The organism is Streptomyces sp. NRRL F-525, assembly GCF_000716605.1.
Classification (GTDB): Bacteria; Actinomycetota; Actinomycetes; order Streptomycetales; family Streptomycetaceae; genus Streptomyces.
In genome coordinates this window covers 142,264-164,188 of the sequence record NZ_JNXE01000002.1, presented here as the reverse complement: position 1 = coordinate 164,188, position 21,925 = coordinate 142,264, and the positions used below count along the sequence as shown (strand labels likewise).

Below are 21,925 nucleotides of genomic sequence, written 5' to 3'. Positions count from 1 at the left end.
CGATCATCGGATGGATGCAGCGTAGTCGGAGGTCACCGTCTCGGGGAGCCCCTGGTTCACAGCGCGGCGATCCGGGCGTCCGAGCCGGAAGTCAGGTCCCGGGTTGTCGCGCGGCGAGCCGGGCCTCCGCCGCCCGCCACCGGGCGGTGTCGCCCTGAGGCTCGTAACGGGTCGACGGCTGGGTACGGGCGAGCAGCCTCCGCATCCCGGCGAGGTCACCCACCAGCCCGTGGGCCCGCGCCTGAACGAGCACGTTTCCCAGCGCGGCCGCCTCCGTGGGCCCCGCCACCACCGGCAACCCGCAAGCATCGGCGGTCAGTTGGCACAACAGCGCGTTGCGGGTACCGCCCCCGACGATGTGCACGACATCGACCGGCTGCCCGGCGAGTTCCTGGGCGTCGCCGACCGCCCGCCGATGGGCGAGCGCTAGGGAGTCGAGAATGCAGCGCGTGATCTCGGCCCGGGACTCCGGCACCGGCTGCCCGGAGCCGCGACACGCGTCGGCGATCCGCTCAGGCATCCGCCCCGGTGCCAGGAACGCAGAGTCCCCCGCGTCCACGACCGACCGCAGCGCCGGCACCCGAGCGGCCCCGCGCAGCAACTCGCCCAACTCCGGCTCGCCCCAGGCTCGTACGCACTCCTGAAGCAGCCACAGCCCCATGATGTTGCGCAGATACCGGACCGTACCGTCGAGCCCCAGCTCATTGGTGAAGTTGGCGGCACGACTGGCCTCGCTGAGCACGGGCGAGTCCAGCTCCAGCCCGGCCAGGGACCAGGTGCCGGTGCAGATATAAGCGAACCGCTCCTCAACTGCCGGAACAGCGGCGACAGCTGACGCCGTGTCATGCGACCCGACCGCAGTCACCGGCACAGGCCCTCGAAGCCCCGTCTCCTCCAGCACCTCGTCCCGCAACACCCCGGCAGGATCGCCCGGTTGCCGCAACGACGCGAACAGCCCCAGGTCGATACCGAGCCGCGAGGCGATGTCGTACGCCCAGTCGCGCGTCCGGGGATCTATGAGTTGGGTGGTGGAGGCGTTGGTCAGCTCGGTGCCCTGCTCACCGGTGAGCCAGTACGACACCAGGTCAGGGACGAGCAACAGCCGCTCAGCCCCCGCCAGTTGGGCAGAGTCGCGAGCGGCGGTCAGCTGATACAGCGTGTTGAACGGCGCGTACTGCAACCCGGTCGACGAGTACAACTCATTCACCGGCACGGTCGCCCACACCTTCTCGGCGACCCCCTCCGTGCGGGCGTCCCGATAGTGCACGGGATTGCCCAGCAAGGCCCCGTCCGCGTCCAACAGCCCGTAGTCCACGGCCCAACTGTCGATACCGACCGAGTCGAGCAGCCCGCCGGTGAGCACACCTGCGGCCCGGAGCCCGTCCAGGACACCGGCGTACAGCGAGAGGATGTCCCAGCGCAGGCCCTCAGGCGTACGAACGGGCCGGTTGGGAAAGCGATGGGCCTCCGCCAACTCCAGGGAGTCGGGCCCGACACGGCCGACCATGACGCGCCCGCTGGACGCGCCGAGGTCGACCGCGGCGTACACGTTCACGTCAGCGCTCACCGAAGGAAGGCGGCCGCAACGCCGGCGTCGACCGGGACGTGCAGCCCGGTGGTGTGGGTCAAGTCCCCACCGGTGAGGGCGAAGACGGCGTTGGCGACATGCTCCGGCAGCACCTCGCGCTTGAGGATGGTGCGCTGGGCGTAGAACTCGCCGAGCTTCTCCTCCTCGATCCCGTAGGTCGCCGCCCGCTGCGCCCCCCAACCACCCGCGAAGATGCCCGAACCACGCACGACACCGTCCGGGTTGATCCCGTTGACCCGGATACCGTGCTCACCCAACTCGGCCGCGAGCAGCCGTACTTGATGGGCCTGGTCGGCTTTGGTGGCCGAGTAGGCGATGTTGTTGGGCCCGGCGAACACGGCGTTCTTGGAAGCGATGTAGAGGATGTCGCCCCCGAGCCTCTGCGCGATCATCGCCCGGGCAGCCTCACGCGAGACCAGGAACGACCCGCGGGCCATGATGTCGTGCTGCAGGTCCCAGTCCCGGGCCGAAGTCTCCAACAGAGGCTTGGAGATGGAGATCCCCGCGTTGTTGACGACGAGATCGACCCCACCGAAGGCGAGCAGCGCGGCCTTGAAGGCAGAGGCGATCTGCTCTTCCGAAGTCACATCAACAGTGACGGCGACGGCCTTGTCAGGCCCGCCCAGTTCCTCCGAAACGGCCTGCGCACTCTCGGAGTTGAGATCGGCGACAACGACACAGGCGCCCTCATCGACCAGCCGCCGGGCGATGGCCTTCCCGATCCCGCTCCCCGCACCGGTGACGAGCGCGACCCGAGTGGCGAGCGGCTTCGGCTTGGGCATCCGCTGAAGCTTGGCTTCCTCCAACGCCCAGTACTCGATACGGAACTTCTCCGACTCCTCGATCGGCGCGTACGTGGACACGGCCTCGGCCCCACGCATCACGTTGATGGCGTTGACGTAGAACTCACCGGCCACCCGCGCCGTCTGCTTGTCCTTGCCGAAGGAGAACATGCCGACGCCCGGGATCAACACGATCGCCGGGTCGGCACCACGCATCGCGGGGGAGTCCGGCAGCGCGTGCCGCTGGTAGTAGGCGGCGTACTCCTCGCGATAGGCGGACTGCAGCTCCTTCAGCCGCGCGATGGCCTCGTCCAGCGGAGCGGTGGGCGGCAGATCGAGAACGAGCGGCCTGACCTTGGTCCGCAGAAAGTGATCGGGGCACGAGGTACCGAGCGCGGCAAGCCGGGGATGCTCGGCCCGCGCGAGAAAATCAAGCACGACCTCGGAATCGGTGAAGTGCCCCACCTGCGCCCGGTCTTGAGAGGCGACAGCACGGACGTACGGCGCGAGCGCGGCCCCCCGCTCCCGCCGCTCGGCCTCGGGCAGCGCACCGTACCCCTCGACGACGGGCCCGAAGGGCTCCGGCTTCCCGCGCTCGACGAGGAACGCCTCGGCGGTCCGGATGATGTGCAGCGAATTCCGCTCACACTCCTCGGAGCTGTCACCCCAGGCGGTGATCCCATGCCCCCCGAGCACACAGCCGATGGCCTGCGGATTGGCGGCCTTGACGGCGGCGATGTCGAGCCCCAACTGAAACCCGGGCCGCCGCCAGGGCACCCACACCACGCTGTCCCCGAAACACTCGGCGGTCAGCTTCTCCCCGTCGGCCGCACAGGCGAGCGCGATCCCGGAGTCAGGGTGCAGATGATCGACATGAGCAGCGTCCACAAGCCCATGCATGGCGGTATCGATGGAAGGCGCCGCACCCCCCTTACCGTGCAGGCAGTAGTCGAACGCGGCGACCATCTCGTCCTCGCGGTCCACACCCGGGTACACATCGACAAGCGCACGCATCCGGTCGAGCCGCAACACGGCGAGCCCACCCTCGGTGAGCGTCCCCAGGTCCCCTCCGGACCCCTTGACCCACATCAACTCGACATCCCCACCGGTGACGGGATCAGTGTCGGTGCCCTTCGCAGACGTATTCCCGCCGGCGTAGTTGGTATTACGAGGATCGGAGCCAAGCAGATTGGAACGAGCAAGCAGAGCATCAGCTGCGGGGTGCGGAGCCATGAACTTCCAGTCCTTTTCGAGAGAGGTGAGCTTTATCCCCTAGGGGCGCGGGGAACTGCGCGACCAGCCACATACGGCCCGCACCCCGCAACAAACAGAACCTGGCAGACGCTCACGCCCCCCAACCGGCCTGCTGCCCCCCAACCCGCTCAACAACAATCCGCTCCTGCCACCCGCTACCCCGATACGCCCGGACGGGATCCGCATCCAGCCCCATCTCTTCCCGCACCTCACCCAACAAAGGCCGAACATCCGTGTTGTACGCGTCCATGATCACGGCATTCGCCCCCAGCACATCCCCATCCCGCTGAGCCACACCCAACGCATCCCGGTCCACAAGCAACGCCTTCGCTGTGGCTTCCTGCACATTCATCACGGACCGAATGATCGCCGGAATCTTCGCCTCGATGTTGTGACACTGATCCAGCATGAAAGCGACATCCGCAGTGAACCCCCCACCCCGAATCACCTCATACATGATCCGGAACAACTGAAACGGATCAGCCGCCCCCACCATCAGGTCATCGTCCGCATAGAACCGGGAGTTGAAGTCGAACGCCCCGAGCTTCCCCTCCCGCAACAACGTCGCGACGATGAACTCGATATTGGTGCCAGGCGCATGATGCCCGGTGTCAACCACAACCTGAGCCTTCGGCCCGAGCTTCAGACAATGCGCGTACGCGGTACCCCAGTCCGGCACATCGGTCGCATAGAACGCCGGCTCGAAGAACTTGTACTCCAGCAACATCCGCTGCCCGTCCCCAAGCCGCTCGTACACCGCCGCGAGCGCCTCACCCAACCGGTCCTGCCGCGCGGAAAGATCATCCTGCCCCGGATAATTCGTCCCGTCGGCGAACCACAGCTTCAGATCGGCGGAGCCCGTCGCATCCATGATGTCGACACACTCCAGCAGATGATCCAGCGCCTTGCGCCGCACCGCCGCGTCGGGATGACACACACTCCCGAGCCGGTAGTCGTCGTCCTGGAACGTGTTCGAGTTGATCGCCCCGAGCTTCAGTCCGTGGTCCTCCGCGAACTTCCCCAGCGCCCCGAAGTCGTCGACCCGGTCCCACGGGATGTGCAGGGCCACGGTCGGCGCCACGCCGGTGAACTCGTGGACCTTCGCCGCGTCCTCCAGCTTCTCCTGCGGAGTCCGAGGAACGCCCTCCTGGGCGAAGACCTTGAAGCGGGTCCCCGAGTTCCCGTACGCCCACGACGGCGTCTCGACTGCCTGGGTCTTGAGAGCGGCCTTCACCGCGGCGAGATCGGTCACTTGAGGGCTCCTGTGACGTGCGACGGAACGGCGTATGTATGAAACGATTCAGGGAGCGAAGTTATGAGCCCCCCGAAGGGGTGTCAAGCCCTACGGCGAACCCTGTGGCCCGTGACTCCAATGTGACCTTTGGCTATCGAAAGTTTTTCGACGCGGACCCATTGACGTGACAAGGCTGGCGCGCCTAACGTCCCGGCAACCAAGTTGAAACCTTTCACGACGCTGTGAGGGCCCACCCGCCGGCGTCGTCGAGGAGCCCCTCATGACCCACCCGTCAGAAGCGGGTCCGGCCCCGGTGCTCGCGCTCAAGGGCATCTCCAAGTCCTTCGGCGCGGTGCGCGCCCTGCGGGACGTGTCCCTCGAACTGTTCCCCGGTGAGGTGCACGCACTCGCCGGTGAGAACGGCGCGGGCAAGTCCACCCTCATCAAGACCCTCGCCGGTGTGCACCGGCCCGACGCCGGCCAGGTGCTGCTCGACGGCGCGCCCGTCCTCTTCCACGGCCCCGGTGACGCCCGCGACGCGGGGATCGCCGTGATCTACCAGGAGCCCACGCTCTTCCCCGACCTGTCGATCGCCGAGAACATCTTCATGGGCCGCCAGCCCCGCCGCGCGCTCGGCCGTATCGACCACAAGGCCACCTACGCGGCGACCGCCGCCCTGATGAAGCGACTCGGGGTCGAGCTGGACCCCGACCGACCGGCGCGCGGACTGTCCATCGCCGACCAGCAGATCGTGGAGATCGCCAAGGCGCTCTCCTTCGACGCCCGCGTCCTGATCATGGACGAGCCGACCGCCGCCCTCACCGGCAGCGAGGTCGCCCGCCTCTTCGGCGTCGTCCGCACCCTGCGCGAACAGGGCGCCGCCGTCCTGTTCATCTCGCACCGCCTGGAGGAGATCTTCCAGATCTGCCAGCGCGTCACCACCCTGCGCGACGGCGCCCTGATCTCCAGCGAGCCGATCGAGGGGATGACCGAGGACGATCTCGTACGCCGCATGGTCGGCCGCGACCTCGACGAGCTGTACCCCAAGCAGGACGTCGAACCCGGTGAAGTCGCCCTGAGCGTCAAGCGGTTGACCCGCGAGGGTGTCTTCACGGACGTGTCCTTCGACGTGCGGCGCGGCGAGATCGTCGGACTCGCCGGGCTCGTCGGCGCCGGCCGTACCGAAGTCGCGCGGGCCGTCTTCGGCATCGACCGCTGGGACGCCGGCGGGGTCGAGGTCGACGGCAAGTCACTGACGAACGGGGCCCCTTCGACCGCGATGGCCGCGGGGCTCGCCCTCGTCCCCGAGGACCGGCGGGCCCAGGGCCTGGTGATGGACATGTCCATCGAGCGCAACATCGGCCTGACCGGGCTCCGTACGACCGTCAAGGCGGGCCTCGTCGACCGCGGCGCCGAGCGCAGCCGTTCCCTCGACTGGGCGGTGAAACTGCACGTCAAGTACGCGCGGATCGCCGACACCGTCAACACCCTGTCCGGCGGCAACCAGCAGAAGGTCGTCCTCGCCAAGTGGCTGGCCACCGGCCCGAAGGTGCTGATCGTCGACGAGCCGACCCGTGGCATCGACGTCGGCACCAAGGCCGAAGTGCACCGGCTGCTCAGCGAGTTGGCCGCCGACGGGGTCGCCGTCCTGATGATCTCCTCCGATCTGCCCGAGATCCTCGGCATGGCCGACCGCGTGCTGGTGATGCACGAGGGCCGCCTCACCGCCGAGATCCCCCGTTCCGAAGCCACCGAGGAAACCGTGATGGCCGCAGCCACCGGGAGGGCCGCCGCATGACGGTCACGGCTCCCAACCCCGCGCCCGCCGCCGAGGTGCCCGAGTCGAGCAGCACGCGGCTCGTCGACCGGGTCTTCAAGATGCGTGAACTCGCCATCCTGGTCGTCTTCTTGGTGATGATCGGCATCACCCAGGCGGGCAACAGCCAGTTCCTCTCCGAGCAGGGCATCAAGGACCTGCTCCTCAACGCGACCATCCTGGTTCTCGTCGCCACCGGTCAGTCGCTGGTCGTCATCACCCGCAACGTCGACCTGTCCGTCGGCTCCACGCTCGGCATCACCGCCTTCGCCACCGGTGACTACCTCCAGGGCGGTGGCAACGCTGTCATCGCGATCCTGCTGGCGGTCCTGCTCGGTGTCGGACTCGGCCTGGTCAACGGGCTGTTGGTCAGTCTGGGGCAGGTGCCGGCCCTGGTCGTGACGCTCGGCACGCTCTACATCATCCGGGGCGTCGACTCCATCTGGGTCGGCTCACGGCAGATCACCGCCGCCGATCTCCCGGGCGGATTCGTGGACTTCGGCTCCGGCGGTCTGTCGGCGGTGCCCTGGCTGGCGATGATCGCGCTCGCCGTACTGGTCGCCACCGCCTACTACCTCAAACACTTCGGCAGCGGACGGGAGTTGTACGCCCTCGGCTCCAACCCCGAGGCCGCCCGGCTCGCCGGCATCCCCGTCCGCAAGCGGACCCTCGCCGCGTACACCTTCTGCGGCGGACTCGCCGGACTCGCCGGCGCGATGTACCTCGCGCGCTTCGGCAACGTCGACTCCGGCACCGGCACCGGGTACGAACTCACCGTCGTCAGCGCGGTGGTTGTCGGCGGGGTGGTCTTCACCGGCGGCTCCGGCAGCGTCTACGGCGCGGCCCTCGGCGCGCTCCTGCTGACCTCCATCAACAGTGTGCTGCCCGCCCTCGGCGTCAGTTCCGTCTGGGTGCTCGCCATCAACGGCATCCTGCTCATCCTCGCCATCGCCGTCGACCGGATCGTCGCCCTGCGTGTGGCCACCGCACTGAAGAAGAGGAACGCCCGCCATGCCTGAGCCAGCGTCCTTTGCGAACCGCGCGATCCGCTGGGACACGGTCGTCGGCGCCCTCCTGATCGTCCTGCTGCTGTTCTCCTTCTCCTTCGTGGACGGCTTCGGCAACGCGCTGAACCTGTCGTTCCTGATCGGCAACACGCTCCCCATCGCGCTGATCGCCCTACCGATGACGCTGCTCGTCGTCTCCGGTGAGATCGATCTGTCGGTCGCCTCCACGGCCGGGCTGTCGGGTGCGGTGATGGGCAAGCTGTGGAACGACGGCATGACCATCGAGACGATCATCCCGATCTGCCTGCTGCTGGGCGTGGTCTGCGGGTTGGTCAACGGGCTGCTCGTCACCCGGCTCGGGCTGCCGTCCCTCGCCGTCACGATCGGCACGCTCGCCGCGTACCGGGGGATCGCGCAGATCGTGCTCGGCTCCGACGCCGTGACCGATTTCCCCACGCAGTACCTGGACTTCGCGTCCGGGCGGCTCGGGGGCACGTTCTTGCCGCAGGCGTTTCTACCCTTCCTGGTGCTGCTTGCCATCGCCGTGGTTGTGCTGCATGCCACGCCGTTCGGGCGGTCGTTGTTCGCGATCGGGGCGAATGTGGAGGCTGCGCGGTTCGCCGGTATTCGGGTCCGGCGGCAGAAGCTGATCCTGTTCACGGTGACGGGGTTGATGGCTTCGCTCACCGGGGTGTTCTGGGCCCTGCACTACGCCAGTGCTCGCTATGACAACGCGACCGGGCTCGAACTGTCCGTCGTAGCCGCGGTGTTGCTCGGCGGGATCGACTTCGACGGCGGAAAGGGGACGTTGGGAGGTGCGGTTGCCGGGGTCTTTCTGCTCGGGGCGTTGCAGAACGTGATGAGTCTGGTGAACGTTTCCGCGCAGTCTCAGATCGTTGTCACCGGTGTTCTGCTCGTGGTCTCGGTGCTGGGGCCTCGGGTTGCTCGGCAAGTCGCTGTCTCTCGGGCCGCGGCACGATCCACCTAATCGGTCGGTTGGCAGCTGCGGGTCCGTTGTGGCTGGTCGCGACCACGCGGCGGTAGCCGCAAATCGACACAGCCCCGCGCCCCTGAAGGGGCGCTATCACTCAACCTCGTATCAAAGGAACCCGTGTCATGCGTAAAACATCCCTTCGCCGTGCCCTTGCGGCCCTTGTCGCCGTCACTTCGCTCACGCTCGTCGCCACCGCTTGCGGTGGTACCACCAAGAAGGACGTGAAGGACGAGAACACCGGGTCGGCCGTCACCGGTGGCAAGGCCGATCCGAATGCAGCGCTCAAGAAGGGGCTGACCGTCGCCTTCCTGCCGAAGGCGGTCAACAACCCGTACTTCACCACGTCCGACAAGGGCGGCGAGAAGGCGCTCACCGAACTGGGCGAGAAGTACAAGGAGGTTGGCACGACGAGTGCCACCGACACCTCCGGTCAGGTCTCCTACGTCAACACGCTCACCCAGCAGCAGGTGAACGCGATCGCCGTGTCCGCGCAGGACCCGGGCGCGTTGTGCACCGCGCTCAAGCAGGCCATGAGCAACAAGATCAAGGTGGTCACCTACGACTCCGACACCAACCCGGAGTGCCGCAACGCCTTCGTCTCGCAGGCCAGCGCCGAGGACCTCGGCCGTACCGAGGTGCAGCTGCTCGCCCAGCAGATCGGCTACAAGGGCGAGATCGCGATCCTGTCGGCTGCGCAGACCGCGACGAACCAGAACACCTGGATCGGCTTCATGAGGGAGGAGCTGAAGGACCCGAAGTACAAGAACATCAAGCTGGTCAAGGTCGCCTACGGCAACGACGACGCCCAGCAGTCCTTCCAGCAGACCCAGGGTCTCCTCCAGGAGCACCCGAACCTGAAGGGGATCATCTCCCCGACCACGGTCGGCATCAAGGCCGCGGCCCAGTACCTGTCCGGCTCCAAATACAAGGGCAAGGTCAAGCTGACCGGCCTCGGCACCCCCAACGACCTGCGCAAGTACGTCAAGAACGGCACCGTCGACGGCTTCGAGCTGTGGGACCCGGCGAAGCTCGGCGCTCTCGCCGCGCAGACTGCGGTGGCGCTGGTGTCGGGGCAGATCACCGGCAAGGAGGGCGAGACCTTCAAGGCCGGCGGCACGTCGTACACCATCGGCAAGGACGGCGTGATCAACCTCGGCAAGCCGACCGTGTTCGACGCGAAGAACATCGACCAGTTCAACTTCTGATCCCCCGAAGTCCCCGAAGTCCCTTTCATTCAAGGGGTGTTGATGCAGCGCGTGTGCTTCCTGCTCAAGGTCCGGGCGGACCGCCTCGACGAGTACCGCGAGCGGCACGCCGCCGTGTGGCCCGAGATGCTCGACGCGCTCTCGGCCACCGGCTGGCACAACTACTCGCTCTTCCTGCGTGAAGACGGCCTGCTGGTCGGCTACTTGGAGACCGAGGACTTCGCCGCCGCCCAGGCCGGCATGGAAGCCACCGACATCAACTCCCGCTGGCAGGCGGAGATGGCGCCGTTCTTCGAGTCCCTGGACGGCGCCCGTCCCGACGAGGCGATGAAGCCCCTCACCGAGGTCTTCCACCTCGCGTGATCCCCCACAGGAGCCGCTCATGAGAAGACGCGCCGTGCTCACGACCGCCATACTTGCGGCCGTGGCAACGCCGGGCATCGCACGGGCGGCCGTCCCCGGCCCGTCCGTCACCAAAATGAGCACCACCCAACTCGACGCCCAGGCCGTCTACTTCGTCTCGTACGACGGCCTGGTCAACAACAACTCGTTCCAGAAGAACGGCCTGTTGACCTACAAGGGCTACCAGTACGCGGCCTGGTACACCGCCACCAAGCACGCCGTCGTCGCCCGCCGGGTCCTGGGCGCGACCACCTGGTCCACGATCACCCTCTCCCACACCCTCAAGAGCGACGACTCCCACAACGTCATCTCCATGGGCGTTTCCCGTGTCGACGGCCGTCTTCACCTCAACATGGACTCCCACAGCGACGGCTTCTTCTACGTCAAGTCGGTCGCCGGTCTGCTCGACAACCCGGCCTCCACCGCCTGGACTTCGGCCGTCCTCGGCGCCGTACAGACATCGCTGGACGGCGTGGCACTCACCACCCAGTTCACCTACCCCCAGTTCATCGCCACCCCCGAAGGCAAGCTCCAACTCAGCTACCGCGTCGGGATCTCCGGCAACGGCCGCAACGCCCTTGCGGAGTACGACGGTTCGGCCTGGACGGCGCTGGGGGAGTGGAGCAGCTCGACCGGCACCTACACCAGCGCGCACGGCTCCAGTACCGCCCGCAACATGTACCTGCACGGCATCGACTACGACGTGAACGGCCGCCTGCACTCCTTCTTCACCTGGCGCGAGCAGTCCGCCGCCGTGATGTGCAGCGGCGGCGGCATCACCAACCACGACACCGGATACGTCTACTCGACCGACCGGGGCCGCACTTGGCGCAACGACGCCGGAACTGCCGTAGGAACAACGGGCAGTTCGAACCCCGTGGCCGTCACGGACACCGGACTGGTCGTCGACCCCCTCGACCCCGACCACTCCCTGATGAACCAGGAGAGCCAGTCCACCGACTCCACCGGCCTTCCGCACGCGATCATCAGCTACGTCCCCGGCCGCTTCGGCCAGTGCACCACCAACTACGTCACCGACCGCACCGCCAACGGCCGCGCCTTCCACGTCCGCAAGAACGCGTCGGGCAGCTGGCAGAAGACCGAGATCCCCATCGCCCTCAACTCCAGCCAGCGCACCAAGCTGGTCCTGGACAAGTACGACAACGCCTATGCCGTGCTGCCCTACGGCCGGATCGCCGGTGCATCGAAGTCCTCCGGGTACACCGACTGGGCGCTGCTGTACGACGGGAGCGGGCTGAACGCGTTCGGCGAGGTCGTCGTCGACGAGCTGCGGGTGCGGGCGGACAACGTGCTGTCGTTCATGTATCAGGAGAAGTCGAGCGGTACGACCCCCTCGGCACTCCACGTCGTCGACTTCGCCCTGCCCGCGTGAGCGGCACCGTCGCAGGAGTCGGCACAGGTCATGGCGGTAATGTGAAGACCTGCCCGCCGTCCCACGTCACCCTGGAGGTCTCCGCCTGATGGCCCAGCCGGTGGGTATCAAGGACGTCGCCCGCGCCGCCGGAGTCTCCGTCGGCACGGTCTCGAACGTCATCAACCGCCCGGACACCGTCGCCACGGAGACCCGGGCCCGGGTGCTGTCCGCGATCGACCGCCTCGGTTACGTCCGCAGCGAGTCCGCGCGCCAGCTGCGCGCCGGGCGCAGCCGGATCATGGGGCTGCTCGTCCTCGACATGGGCAACCCGTTCTTCGTGGACGTGGCCCGTGGCGCCGAGCGGGCCGCGCGTGAGTCGGGGCTCGGCGTGATGGTCTGCAACAGCGCGCAGAGCCCCGTCGAGGAGGCCGACTACCTCTCGCTCTTCGCCGAACAGCGGGTGCGGGGCGTGCTGTTGACCCCGGCCGACGCGACCGGACGCAACATCGAGTCGTTCCGCCGGCACGGCATCCCCTTCGTGCTCGTCGACCGGGTCGCGGAGGGCACCACCGAGTGCTCGGTCTCCGTCGACGACGTCGCCGGCGGTGCGCTCGCCGTGCGGCACCTGGTCGACGCGGGGCACCGCTCCATCGCGTACGTCAGCGGCCCGCCCGGCTTCAACCAGGTGCGGGACCGCCGTACGGGCGCGAAGAACGCGCTCGCCGAGGCCGGGCTCGACCCCGACGCGCTGCGCGAGCTGCCCACCGACCGGCTCGACGTGGCCGCCGGGCGGGACGCCGGAGCCCGGCTGCTCGGCCTCGCCGACCGGCCGACGGCCGTCTTCTGCGCGAACGACCTTCTCGCCCTCGGTGTGCTCCAGGCCATGTACGCGGCCGGGGTCGGTGTCCCGGACGACCTCGCGATCGTCGGCTACGACGACATCGAGTTCGCGGCGGCAGCGGCCGTACCGCTCACCTCGGTCCGCCAACCGGCAGTCACCATGGGCGCGTTGGCCGCCGAGCTGCTCCTGGAGGAGACGGAGGCCGAGACCGCGGCCCGTCCGCACGAGCACCGGCGGGTCGTGCTCCAGCCGGAACTGGTCGTGCGCCGCTCGAGTCTCGCCGCCCGCTGATCGGCCGGTCAGTAGTGATCCGTAGGATTTCATGATCCAGGGGGTCGGATATCGGACGCGCATGTGCTGAGATGTGACGCGGCCCGTAAATCGTCCGTCCCAGGAGACCCGTTGTCCGTCAGCTACCGCCAGCCCGGCGTCGTCCTCACCGACCGCCACTTCACCGTGCCCCTCGATCACGAGGACCCCACGGGCGAGACCATCGAGCTCTACGCCCGTGAGGTCGTCGCGAGCGACAAGGAGCACCGCGAGGACCTGCCGTGGCTGCTCTACCTCCAGGGCGGACCCGGTTTCGGGGCGAATCGTTTCGTCGGCAGACAGGCCTGGCTCGACCGCGCGCTCGACGAGTACCGCGTGCTCCTCCTGGACCAGCGCGGCACCGGTCACTCCACCCCGCTGACCCGGCAGACGCTCCCGCTGCGCGGCGGCCCGGCCGAGCAGGCCGAGCACCTCACGCACTTCCGCGCCGACTCGATCGTCCGGGACTGCGAAGCGATCCGCCCCGCCCTCACCGGCGGCGCTCCCTGGACCGTCCTCGGCCAGAGCTTCGGCGGCTTCTGCACGGTGAACTACCTGTCCACCGCACCCGAAGGCCTCCGCGCCGCCGTCCTCACCGGCGGCCTCCCGTCCCTCGACGCCCACGCCGACGACGTCTACCGCGCCGCCTACCCGCGTATCGAGCGCAAGGTCGCCGCCCACTACGACCGCTACCCGCAGGACGTGGAACGCGCCCGCCGCATCGCCGAGTACCTGATGCGGCACGAGCCGGTCCTCCCGAACGGCTACCGGCTCACCACCGAGGCCTTCCAGTCCCTCGGCATCATGCTCGGCGGCAGCGACGGCAGCCACCGCCTCCACTTCCTCCTGGAGAACGCCTTCGTCCGCACCCCGAGCGGCCACGAGCTCTCCGACGCGTTCCAGGAAGAGGTCCAGAACTCCCTCTCCTACGCCGGCCACCCCCTCTACGCCCTCGTCCACGAGGCGTGCTACGGCCAGGACAGCCGCCCCACCGCGTGGTCGGCGGAGCGGGTCCGCGCCGAGTTCCCGCAGTTCGACGCGGCGAAGACCCTGGCCGGCGACAGCCCCCTCCTCCTCACCGGCGAGTCCATCCACCCCTGGATGTTCGACTGCGACCCCGCCCTGCGCCCGCTCCGCGACACCGCCGAACTCCTCGCCGCCCACACCGACTGGCGGCCCCTCTACGACCCCGCGCGCCTCGCCGCCAACGAGGTTCCGGTCGCCGCGGCGGTCTACCACGACGACATGTACGTCGACGCGACCCACTCCCTGCAGACCGCCCGCGCGATCCGCGGTCTGCGCACCTGGGTCACCGACGAGTTCGAGCACGACGGGGTACGGGCGGGCGGGCCGCGGGTCCTGGACCGGCTGATCGCCCTCACGCGGGACGAGGTCTGAGGGAGGGTCCACCGGGTGGCCGCCGAGGACATGCCGCGTCGAAAATTCCGGCATAGGGTTCATTTCGATGAATACCAAGTCACTTCGCCGGGCCCGCCCGGCCGCCCTGGTCCTCGCCGTCGTAGCGGCGAGCACGGTCGCGCTGGTGTCGTGCGGCGACGACAACGACAGCTCCGGGAGCAGCAGCTCGCAGCCTTCGGCCCCGGACACGGCCTCCTTCTCGGGCATGACACCGTCGGCCCTGAAGTCGGCCGCGTCCTCGGCGGTCGCGTCGGCCCGCGCACAGGCCTCGGCGGCAGCGTCCTCCGCATCGGCGGCCGCGTCCTCCTTCGAGGCCTCCGTGTCGTCCGCGGTGGCCCGCGCGAGCAAGGACGCCCAGAACGAACTGAAGGACGTCAAGGGCCAGGGCAACGCGATGTCGGACGTGGCCATGACCGGCAAGCCGCGCGCCCAGACCAGCGGGCTGCTCGCCGTCGTCGTCACCATCACCAACAAGACCGACAAGAAGGCGTCCTACGCCGTCCAGGTCGACTTCCTCGACTCCTCGGGGAAGGTGGTGGAGACCCGTTACGTCGGCGCCGAGAACCTCGCCCCCGGCGCGAAGGCCCAGCCGGTCGCCATCAGCGCCAAGCCGCCGGAGCCGGTGCTGACCCCCAAGTTGGCGAAGGCGCAACGGTATTGAGAATCCGGTGCCTCGACGCGGCACCGGATTCCCCTTCCGGGCTAGAAGGCCGCCGTCCGGTCCTCGCTGCGCGGGTCGGTCACCCGGTGCTCGGCGTAGACGCCCGCGCGTGCCTCACGACGCCAGGGACGGCCGTAGGTCACCGCGTCGGCGGCGGCCTCCGAGCTGTCGTCGAGGTTCGCGACGGCCACCGACGGCGAGTCGTCCGACGGGCACCGCGCGAGCCAGTGGCCGTTGGGAGCGACGATCCCCGACGGTGCGGTGCCGCTGTGCTGCGAGGGCACCGACAGGCTGACCCAGTAGCTGTTGACCGCGGCATGGCCCTGGGCCTGGGCGGCGATGTTGCCCGGAGTGCCGCTGGTCGAGAACAGGACGCAGTCGACGTCCAACTCCTCGTACTCCGCGAACAGTTCCGGGTAGTGGATCTCCATCCCGAGCAGACAGCCGAAGCGCACCCCGTCGACCTCGAAGGTCACCGGTGAGACGCCCGGCGAGTACATGTACGACACCTTCGTCTTCGACAGCAGGCGCTCGTCGTAGCGCGTGACGACCTCGCCGCGGTCGGAGATGACGTAGAGGCTGTTGTGCGGACGGTTCGGGTCCGTCAGGCGGTGCACCGACGCGACGACCGTCCACAACCGCAGCTCGCCGGCCAACTCGGCGATCGCCGCCAACTCCGCCTGGATCACCGGCCATTGGCACCGGTCCCAGTCCGCCGGGCCGACCGCGTTCGGGCCGTCGACGGACATGACGTACTTGTTGGGGAAGCAGATCGCGCCTTCCGGGAAGTGCACGATCCGCGTTCCCCGAGCACCGGCCTCGCGCATCAGCGCACGGACCTCACGCCCGCTCTCGCGCAGCGCTTCGATGTCCCGGGGGTCTTCGCGTACGGGTGTCTGCGCCACGGCAAGCCGCACGCGCTTGGGGTTCCTTGCTTCCGGCATGACGTCTCCTGAGGGAGTCGGACGGAAGTGCCGGAGGGCGGTCGTATAGGACTCGCCGGTCTTGGCGGCGCGGGCGCGCACCTGGCGCTTGAAGTTCCTACGGGCTGTCATCGCGGCCTTCCACGCCCTGAGCGACGGCTCCCCGGCAACCCCGCCCGAGGCGATCGGGCTGCGACAACGACCTGAGACACTGGTCCCTTTGCCTCCGCTGGGAGACCGTGCCGGGGACGGTCGTGGGAGGTTTGGCGTAGGCCACGCAGTCGGTCATGATGCCGTTGCGCGCGGGCTCCGTCAACATCCTTCGACACCACGGGGACGGTATGAACGACGAGGAACTCCTGGCGGACCGCTTCGAGGAACACCGGAGTCGGCTCCGCGCGGTCGCCTACCGCATGCTCGGCTCGGTGCCCGAGGCGGAGGACGCCGTCCAGGAGACCTGGCTGAAGCTCAGCCGGACCGACGCGGACGACATCAGGAACCTCGGCGGCTGGCTGACCACGGTCGTCGGCCGGGTCTGCCTCGACCTGCTGCGCTCCCGTACGTCACGCCGCGAGGACCCGATCGACGAGGCCTTCGCCGGGACCTTCGTCCCCGACCCCCTCATCAGACCCCTCACAGAACTCGACCCGGAGGAGGAAGTACTCCACGCCGACTCCGTGGGCCTCGCCCTCCTCGTCGTCCTGGAGACGCTGGAACCCGCCGAACGCCTCGCGTTCGTTCTGCACGACCTGTTCGCGGTGCCCTTCGACGACATCTCCCCGATCGTGGAACGCAGTTCGGCCGCGACTCGCCAACTGGCTAGTAGAGCCCGCCGCAGAGTTCAGGGTGCGAGCCCCTCGACGGCCCCCGACCTCGCCCGCCAGCGTGAGATCGTCGAGGCCTTCCTCGCCGCCGCCCGCGAGGGCGACTTCGACGCCCTCGTCGCCCTCCTCCACCCGGACGTGGCCCTGCGCGCCGACTCCGGAGCCCTCGTACGGGGCGCGGCCGCCTCCAAGGCGATGCGCGGCGCACGCGCGGTCGCCGAACAGGCGCTCATGTTCGCCCCGTTCGCCCGCCACGCCCAACTCGCCCTGGTCAACGGCTCGGTGGGCGTCGTCAACGCCCCCGAGGGACAGGTCCTCTCGGTCATGGGCGTCACCGTCGTCGACGGCCGGATCACCGAGATGTACATCCTGTCGGACCCTGACCGGCTGGCGCGCCTCGATGCGAGCGCCCTGGGGAAGTGAGCGCCGCCTCGTGCAACGAGGCCAGCAGGTCCAGCGGGCGGCGGTCCGGGAACTCCGCGCGGGTCAGGTTCATCGTGTACGAGAACCCGATCCGCTCGCCGGGCCAGGCGCCGTGCCGTGAGCCTCCCGCTCCGGCATGGCCGAAGGTGTCCGGCGGCGGGCCGAACAGGGCCAGCCCGGTGCGGAGTTCGAACCCGGCGCCGTACGCCATGGGAGTGCCCCACAGGGCCGAGACACCCCGGCGCAGTTCCCGCCGCCCGAGCCGTACGGTCGCCTCGTCGAGCACCCGGACGCCGTCCAACTCGCCGCCCCGGGCGAGGCAGGCGTAGAAGCGGGCCATCGAACGGGCCGTCACATATGCGCCCACCGCGGGGAGTTGGGCCCGCCTGAAAGCGGCGGAGTTCCACAGGGCGGGTGCGTCGGGAGCCAGGAGGGGGTTGCGGGTCAGGACCCGCAAGGAGTCCATCTCCTCGCCCTCGCCCTCGTCCTCCGGGAGCAGCACACCGGGTCCCGCGATCGTCGTCGCGACCCGGTGGTGCTCCGTGTCCGGCAGACCCAGCCAGATGTCCAGGCCGAGCGGGCCCGCGAACTCGTCGGCGAACAGGGCGCCCACGGTCCGCCCGTCGACCCGGCGTACCAGTTCCCCGGTCAGCCAGCCCCAGGTCAGCGCGTGGTACGTGAACGCGGCCCGCGGATCGGTCGAGGGGGCCTGCGCCGCGAGGAGCCCCGCCATGTGCTCCGGGGCCAGCAACTCCTCGGCGCCGACCGGCTGTTGCACGCCCGGCAGCCGCGCCTGGTGGGACAGGATCTCGCCGACCGTGATCCGCTCCTTGCCGGCCGCGGCGAACTCCGGCCAGTAGCGGGCGGCCGGTGCGTCCAGTTCCAGCAGGCCGCGCTCGACCAGCAGCAACACGCACGCGGACGTCAGGCCCTTGGCCCCGGAGAAGACGAGCTGGAGCGTGTCCGCGCGCCACGGGTGCCCGGTTGCGGGGTCGGTCACCCCGGCCCACAGGTCCACGACGGGTTCGTCGTCCCGGTACGCGGCGAAGGCGGCGCCCACCTCGCCGTACCGCTCGAAGTTGGCGGCGAAGACCTCCGTGACCTGCTCGAAGCCGGGTGCTGTGCGGCCCTGGACGTCCATCACGCCTCCTGCGCGGACAGCAGGGCGAGAGCCGCGAGTTTGGCGTCCTCGGCGGCTCGGCCGGCCGGGTCGTGGTGGTCGGCCACGACCGTGGCGCCCTCCAGGAGGATCAGCAACTGCCGTCCCAGGAGGGCGGGTTCGCGGGCGCCGGCGCGTTCGGCGATACCGGTGAGCAGCTCGCCGTAGCGGGCCAGATGGCGGTCGGCCAGTGTGCGCGCGGGCGGAGCGTGCCGCTGCGTCGCCGCGTTGACGATCGCGCAGCCCCGGAAGCCGGGTTGCCGGTACCAGCCGCCCAACACGTCGAAGAGCGCGGTCAGTTGGGCGCGCGGGTCGGGGCCCGCCGCCTCCGCCGCCTCCGTCAGCCAGCGCACCACCCGGTCGCTCCGGGCCTCCAGCACCGCCTCGACCAGGCCGTCCTTCGAACCGAAGTGCCGGTACAGCGTCTCCTTGGAGGCACCGACAGTCCGGCACAGCTCGGCCACGCCGACGCCGTCCAGTCCCCGTTCGTAGAGGATCTCCGTCGCGGAGGCGAGGAGCGTCGCGCGGGTGCGGTCGGGGTCCAGGGCCGTTCCTTTGGGTACGGGCATGGAGGAGATGGTACCGATCGGTTCTATGTGGTCCAGGGTGCTGGCGCGGATCAGTAGGCTGGACGTCATGGAAGATCACATAGCGGACCGATCCGACCTCCGCGGCGACTGCGCGCGCTGCTTCGGCCTGTGCTGTGTGGCGCTGCCCTTCGCCGTCTCGGCCGACTTCGCGCTCGACAAGGCCGCCGGGACGCCGTGCCCGAACCTCCAGGGCGACCACCGCTGCGGAATCCACGCGAAGCTCCGGACCGGTGGCTTCACCGGCTGCACGGTCTACGACTGCTTCGGCGCCGGGCAAAAGGTCTCCCAGGTCACCTTCGCCGGACAGGACTGGCGCACGGCTCCCCGGGAGCAGGCCCGGCGGATGTTCGATGTGTTTCCCGTCGTACGGCAGCTCCATGAACTGCTCTGGTACCTGACCGAGGCGCTCACCCTCCCCGCCGCCGGCCCGGTCCACCCCGACCTGCGCCGGACCCTCGCCCGTACCGAGGAACTCACGCGCGGCACCCCCGAAGAGCTCGGCGCGCTCGACGTGGGCGCGCACCGGCAGGAGGTCAACGAACTCCTGCTGCGGACCAGCGAGTTGGTGCGGGCCGGAGTGCGCGGCAAGAAGAAGGAGCGGCGGGGCGCCGACCTCATGGGTGCCCGGCTCAGGGGTGCCGATCTGAGCCGGGCCAATCTGCGCGGTGCCTACCTCATCGCCGCCGATCTCACCGGGGCCGACCTGCGCGGCGCGGATCTGATCGGTGCCGATCTGCGGGACGCCGATCTCACGGACGCTGATCTGACCGGCGCGTTCTTCCTCACCCAGCCGCAGGTCAACGCGGCCCGGGGGAGTGCTGGGACGAAGTTGCCGGAGTCAGTCGTCCGTCCCGTGCACTGGACAGCGGGGCTCTGAGCGGACCTCCTCGGGGACCGCGACCGGTGCGGGGGCCGCCGGCGCGGTGCGGCGGTCGAGGTGCAGGCGCAGGCCCTGCGGCATCAGCGTCAGGCGCTCGGTCACGCGCAGGCGGTACGCGGGGTCGGGGCGCAGCTCGTAGCGGCGCAGCAGCAGGCCCAGGACCAACGTCGCCTCGTGCAGGGCGAATTGGCGGCCGATGCACGCCCGCGCCCCCGTCCCGAACGGCTTGAAGGTGTGCGGGGCGCGGGAGCGTACGGCCTTGGCGTCGAAGCGGTCCGGGTCGAACTCCTCGGCGTCCACGCCCCACACCTCGGGGTCGCGGTGCAGCATCGGCGTGAGGATCAGCGCCCAGGCGCCCCGGCGCATCGGGTGGACCCTGGTCAACTCGGTGTCCTGCGTGGCTTCTCGGGCGTACGCGGGGGCCGTCGGCCAGAGCCGTAGCGACTCGTCGAGGACCCGGCGGACGTAGCGCAGCTTGGCGACCTGCTCGTAGCCCGGGGTCCGTGTGTCGCCCCAGACCTGGTCCACCTCGGCGCGGGCGCGGGCCGCGATCTCCGGGTGGCGGGCGAGGTAGTGCAGGGCGAAGGAGAGGGAGCCCGAGGTCGTCTCGTGGCCGGCGACCAGGAAGGTGATGACCTGGCGGCGGACGTTCTCCGGGGAGAGGCGTTCGCCGGTGTCGGGGTGGGTGGTGTCGAGCATGCGGTCCAGCAGGTCGCCGTCGCCGCCCCCGCTCTCGCGGCGGGCCTGCACCATGTCGTCGACCGTGCGGTTGAGGTAGGCGATGTCCGCCTCGTTGCGGCGAGTTGCGGTGCGCAGGAGGAGCGGGGCCAGAGGCGACGGTACGGAGTTGAGGCGCTGGGCGTAGCTGAGCGTGCCCACCATCGACGTCACGAAGGGGTGCGGGCGGTCGCGTTCGAAGGAGCCGAAGTCGTGGCCGAAGCCGGTGCGCGAGATCGTCTCCAGGGTCAGCTTGGTCATGTCGCCGGGGACGTCCACCGCGCGTCCGGCCGCCAGTTCGCGGTCCCAGTGGTCGGTGAGGCGCTCGGCCACGGACAGCATCATCGGGTGGTAGCCCGCCATCGCCTCGCGGCTGAAGCCGGGGGCCAACACATCATGCGCCAACTGCCAGTTGGGCTCGTGGTTGTACGCCGTGAACAGGCCGTCCCCGGCGACCGGCCGCAAATTCGCGACGCCCAGGCCGACATGCTTGGCGAACCGTGACTCGTCCGCCATGTCGGCGACCAGGTCCGCGCCCCACACGAACACGAACTCCTTGCCGAAGGCCTTCCGCCGGAAGATCGGGCCCAGTTGGCGGGCGAAGCGCAGGGAGTCCTGGAGGGGAGTGCGGCGGTCGGCGCCGAGGACGTCGCCGAGCAGCGGGACCCGGCGCGGGGGATGCGGGATGCGGTCGAGGTGGGGCCAGCCCTGCTCGGCGTCCCGGAATCCCTTCGGCAGCGCGGTCGGCGTCGCCGTCGTCGTCTCCGCCATGACGCGATCTCCCTTGATCCTGCGGCAGGTTGAGCCTGTTGTACGTGGGTTCAATAACGGGTTTCAGTCTGATCCCGTTGTTGAACCGACGTCAAGTAAAGTGCGGGAATGGCCGCCAATCAGGGTGAGCGCACGCGCCGCCGGCTCAGCACCGAGGAGCGCCGGGAGCAACTCCTCACGGTGGGCGCGCGGTTGTTCTCGGAGGATCCCTACGACGACGTGTGGATCGAGCAGGTCGCCGAGATCGCCGGGGTCTCCCGCGGGCTGCTCTACCACTACTTCCCGACCAAGCGGGACTTCTTCGCGGCCGTCGTGGAGCGCGAGAGCGAACGGATGCTGCGGATGACGGCGGCGGTCCCGGGCGTGCCCGCCCGTGAGCAGCTCGCCGTCGCTCTCGACACGTATCTGGAGTACGTGCACACCCACGCGCACGGCTACCGCGCCTTCCACCGCGCCGACGCGGCGGGCGATCAGACCGTACGGCGGGTCTACCAGCGGGCGTTGGCCGCGCAGGAGCGGCAGATCCTGGCCGCGCTCGCCGCGGATCCCGAGTTCGGGCTGACCGTGGCGGAGCGGCCCGACGCGAAGCTCGCGGTGCGCGGATGGCTGGCCTTCACCACCGCCGTCTGTCTGGAGTGGCTGCGGGGGCCCGAGTTGAGCCGGGAACAGGTGCGCGATCTGTGCGCGCGGGCGCTGTTGGGCGTCATCTCGCCCTGAACTCGTCCCGGGTGACTTGGTGGAGTTATTGCGT

Annotated in this window: 19 protein-coding genes; 12 read left to right on the top strand and 7 right to left on the bottom strand. The window is 69.3% G+C overall.

What is annotated here, in order from left to right; translation table 11 throughout:
- Nucleotides 1–91 precede the first annotated feature (91 nt).
- The 3 genes from OO69_RS03850 to rhaI all read right to left on the bottom strand — a co-directional run bounded on the left by OO69_RS03850 (nt 92) and on the right by rhaI (nt 4,876).
- Nucleotides 92–1,555, bottom strand: coding sequence for a rhamnulokinase (locus tag OO69_RS03850; RefSeq protein WP_199810884.1), 1,464 nt, complete (start codon nt 1,553–1,555; stop codon nt 92–94).
- Nucleotides 1,556–1,563: 8 nt separating this feature from the next.
- Nucleotides 1,564–3,603, bottom strand: a complete 2,040-nt coding sequence (locus tag OO69_RS03845) for a bifunctional rhamnulose-1-phosphate aldolase/short-chain dehydrogenase (protein WP_033278950.1) — start codon at nt 3,601–3,603, stop codon at nt 1,564–1,566.
- A gap of 112 nt (nt 3,604–3,715) precedes the next feature.
- Complete coding sequence (rhaI, locus tag OO69_RS03840; RefSeq protein ID WP_033278949.1) at nt 3,716–4,876, bottom strand: L-rhamnose isomerase; 1,161 nt, start codon at nt 4,874–4,876, stop codon at nt 3,716–3,718.
- 262 nt (nt 4,877–5,138) lie between these two features.
- Here rhaI and OO69_RS03835 point away from each other — a divergent pair, with 262 nt between their 5' ends.
- The 9 genes from OO69_RS03835 (at nt 5,139) to OO69_RS03795 (ending at nt 14,887) form a co-directional block, all read left to right on the top strand.
- Nucleotides 5,139–6,656 carry a sugar ABC transporter ATP-binding protein gene (locus OO69_RS03835; RefSeq protein ID WP_033278948.1) on the top strand — a complete coding sequence of 506 codons (1,518 nt, stop codon included), beginning with the start codon at nt 5,139–5,141 and terminating at the stop codon, nt 6,654–6,656.
- Nucleotides 6,653–7,693 carry an ABC transporter permease gene (locus tag OO69_RS03830; protein WP_033278947.1) on the top strand — a complete coding sequence of 347 codons (1,041 nt, stop codon included), beginning with the start codon at nt 6,653–6,655 and terminating at the stop codon, nt 7,691–7,693. Before OO69_RS03835 ends, OO69_RS03830 begins: the two co-directional genes overlap by 4 nt.
- On the top strand, nt 7,686–8,669 hold the full coding sequence (locus OO69_RS03825; RefSeq protein WP_033278946.1) for an ABC transporter permease: 984 nt from the start codon (nt 7,686–7,688) through the stop codon (nt 8,667–8,669). The genes OO69_RS03830 and OO69_RS03825 overlap by 8 nt, the downstream gene beginning before the upstream one ends.
- 128 nt (nt 8,670–8,797) lie before the next feature.
- Nucleotides 8,798–9,880: a rhamnose ABC transporter substrate-binding protein gene (gene rhaS / locus OO69_RS03820; protein ID WP_033278945.1), complete on the top strand. Its 1,083-nt coding sequence runs from the start codon at nt 8,798–8,800 to the stop codon at nt 9,878–9,880.
- 42 nt (nt 9,881–9,922) lie between these two features.
- Nucleotides 9,923–10,243, top strand: a complete 321-nt coding sequence (locus OO69_RS03815) for an L-rhamnose mutarotase (RefSeq protein ID WP_033278944.1) — start codon at nt 9,923–9,925, stop codon at nt 10,241–10,243.
- Nucleotides 10,244–10,262: 19 nt separating this feature from the next.
- Complete coding sequence (locus OO69_RS03810) at nt 10,263–11,675, top strand: BNR repeat-containing protein (RefSeq protein ID WP_033278943.1); 1,413 nt, start codon at nt 10,263–10,265, stop codon at nt 11,673–11,675.
- An 88-nt stretch (nt 11,676–11,763) separates the two neighbouring features.
- Nucleotides 11,764–12,789, top strand: coding sequence for a LacI family DNA-binding transcriptional regulator (locus tag OO69_RS03805; protein WP_033278942.1), 1,026 nt, complete (start codon nt 11,764–11,766; stop codon nt 12,787–12,789).
- A 111-nt stretch (nt 12,790–12,900) separates the two neighbouring features.
- Nucleotides 12,901–14,205 carry an alpha/beta fold hydrolase gene (locus OO69_RS03800; protein ID WP_033278941.1) on the top strand — a complete coding sequence of 435 codons (1,305 nt, stop codon included), beginning with the start codon at nt 12,901–12,903 and terminating at the stop codon, nt 14,203–14,205.
- A 67-nt stretch (nt 14,206–14,272) separates the two neighbouring features.
- Nucleotides 14,273–14,887 carry an FxLYD domain-containing protein gene (locus tag OO69_RS03795; protein WP_033278940.1) on the top strand — a complete coding sequence of 205 codons (615 nt, stop codon included), beginning with the start codon at nt 14,273–14,275 and terminating at the stop codon, nt 14,885–14,887.
- 41 nt (nt 14,888–14,928) lie between these two features.
- Here the strand turns inward: OO69_RS03795 and OO69_RS03790 are convergent, their stop codons facing one another.
- Nucleotides 14,929–15,942: a carbon-nitrogen hydrolase family protein gene (locus OO69_RS03790; RefSeq protein WP_033278939.1), complete on the bottom strand. Its 1,014-nt coding sequence runs from the start codon at nt 15,940–15,942 to the stop codon at nt 14,929–14,931.
- A 209-nt stretch (nt 15,943–16,151) separates the two neighbouring features.
- On the opposite strand from OO69_RS03790, the gene sigJ reads away from it, so the two are divergent.
- Entirely contained in the window at nt 16,152–17,057 is a 906-nt protein-coding gene (sigJ, locus tag OO69_RS03785) for an RNA polymerase sigma factor SigJ (RefSeq protein WP_033279212.1), read from the top strand.
- On the opposite strand, the gene OO69_RS03780 is transcribed toward sigJ, so the two are convergent.
- Together OO69_RS03780 and OO69_RS03775 are read right to left on the bottom strand one after the other, a co-directional pair.
- Entirely contained in the window at nt 16,987–18,198 is a 1,212-nt protein-coding gene (locus tag OO69_RS03780; protein ID WP_234444324.1) for a serine hydrolase domain-containing protein, read from the bottom strand. The genes sigJ and OO69_RS03780 overlap by 71 nt on opposite strands.
- Nucleotides 18,198–18,785 carry a TetR/AcrR family transcriptional regulator gene (locus OO69_RS03775; protein WP_033279210.1) on the bottom strand — a complete coding sequence of 196 codons (588 nt, stop codon included), beginning with the start codon at nt 18,783–18,785 and terminating at the stop codon, nt 18,198–18,200. Before OO69_RS03775 ends, OO69_RS03780 begins: the two co-directional genes overlap by 1 nt.
- A 67-nt stretch (nt 18,786–18,852) precedes the next feature.
- On the opposite strand from OO69_RS03775, the gene OO69_RS03770 reads away from it, so the two are divergent.
- The gene (locus OO69_RS03770) at nt 18,853–19,683 is read left to right on the top strand and encodes a pentapeptide repeat-containing protein (RefSeq protein ID WP_033279209.1); all 831 of its coding nucleotides are present in this window, start codon (nt 18,853–18,855) and stop codon (nt 19,681–19,683) included.
- Here the strand turns inward: OO69_RS03770 and OO69_RS03765 are convergent.
- A complete protein-coding gene (locus OO69_RS03765; protein WP_033278938.1) occupies nt 19,645–21,174 on the bottom strand; it encodes a cytochrome P450 in 1,530 nt (509 codons plus the stop codon). The two genes, OO69_RS03770 and OO69_RS03765, sit on opposite strands and share 39 nt — an antisense overlap.
- 108 nt (nt 21,175–21,282) lie before the next feature.
- Between OO69_RS03765 and OO69_RS03760 the strand changes: the two genes are divergently transcribed.
- Nucleotides 21,283–21,891 carry a TetR/AcrR family transcriptional regulator gene (locus tag OO69_RS03760; RefSeq protein ID WP_033278937.1) on the top strand — a complete coding sequence of 203 codons (609 nt, stop codon included), beginning with the start codon at nt 21,283–21,285 and terminating at the stop codon, nt 21,889–21,891.
- Nucleotides 21,892–21,925: the final 34 nt, after the last annotated feature.

What these genes read in the sequence shown, in the direction of transcription:
- OO69_RS03845 (WP_033278950.1), bottom strand. Translation starts at nt 3,603, where the DNA reads ATGGCTCCGCACCCCGCAGCTGATGCTCTGCTTGCTCGTTCCAATCTG.
- OO69_RS03835 (WP_033278948.1), top strand. Translation starts at nt 5,139, where the DNA reads ATGACCCACCCGTCAGAAGCGGGTCCGGCCCCGGTGCTCGCGCTCAAG.
- OO69_RS03830 (WP_033278947.1), top strand. Translation starts at nt 6,653, where the DNA reads ATGACGGTCACGGCTCCCAACCCCGCGCCCGCCGCCGAGGTGCCCGAG.
- OO69_RS03825 (WP_033278946.1), top strand. Translation starts at nt 7,686, where the DNA reads ATGCCTGAGCCAGCGTCCTTTGCGAACCGCGCGATCCGCTGGGACACG.
- rhaS (WP_033278945.1), top strand. Translation starts at nt 8,798, where the DNA reads ATGCGTAAAACATCCCTTCGCCGTGCCCTTGCGGCCCTTGTCGCCGTC.
- OO69_RS03815 (WP_033278944.1), top strand. Translation starts at nt 9,923, where the DNA reads ATGCAGCGCGTGTGCTTCCTGCTCAAGGTCCGGGCGGACCGCCTCGAC.
- OO69_RS03810 (WP_033278943.1), top strand. Translation starts at nt 10,263, where the DNA reads ATGAGAAGACGCGCCGTGCTCACGACCGCCATACTTGCGGCCGTGGCA.
- OO69_RS03805 (WP_033278942.1), top strand. Translation starts at nt 11,764, where the DNA reads ATGGCCCAGCCGGTGGGTATCAAGGACGTCGCCCGCGCCGCCGGAGTC.
- OO69_RS03795 (WP_033278940.1), top strand. Translation starts at nt 14,273, where the DNA reads ATGAATACCAAGTCACTTCGCCGGGCCCGCCCGGCCGCCCTGGTCCTC.
- OO69_RS03790 (WP_033278939.1), bottom strand. Translation starts at nt 15,942, where the DNA reads ATGACAGCCCGTAGGAACTTCAAGCGCCAGGTGCGCGCCCGCGCCGCC.
- sigJ (WP_033279212.1), top strand. Translation starts at nt 16,152, where the DNA reads ATGAACGACGAGGAACTCCTGGCGGACCGCTTCGAGGAACACCGGAGT.
- OO69_RS03780 (WP_234444324.1), bottom strand. Translation starts at nt 18,198, where the DNA reads ATGGACGTCCAGGGCCGCACAGCACCCGGCTTCGAGCAGGTCACGGAG.
- OO69_RS03775 (WP_033279210.1), bottom strand. Translation starts at nt 18,785, where the DNA reads ATGCCCGTACCCAAAGGAACGGCCCTGGACCCCGACCGCACCCGCGCG.
- OO69_RS03770 (WP_033279209.1), top strand. Translation starts at nt 18,853, where the DNA reads ATGGAAGATCACATAGCGGACCGATCCGACCTCCGCGGCGACTGCGCG.
- OO69_RS03765 (WP_033278938.1), bottom strand. Translation starts at nt 21,174, where the DNA reads ATGGCGGAGACGACGACGGCGACGCCGACCGCGCTGCCGAAGGGATTC.
- OO69_RS03760 (WP_033278937.1), top strand. Translation starts at nt 21,283, where the DNA reads ATGGCCGCCAATCAGGGTGAGCGCACGCGCCGCCGGCTCAGCACCGAG.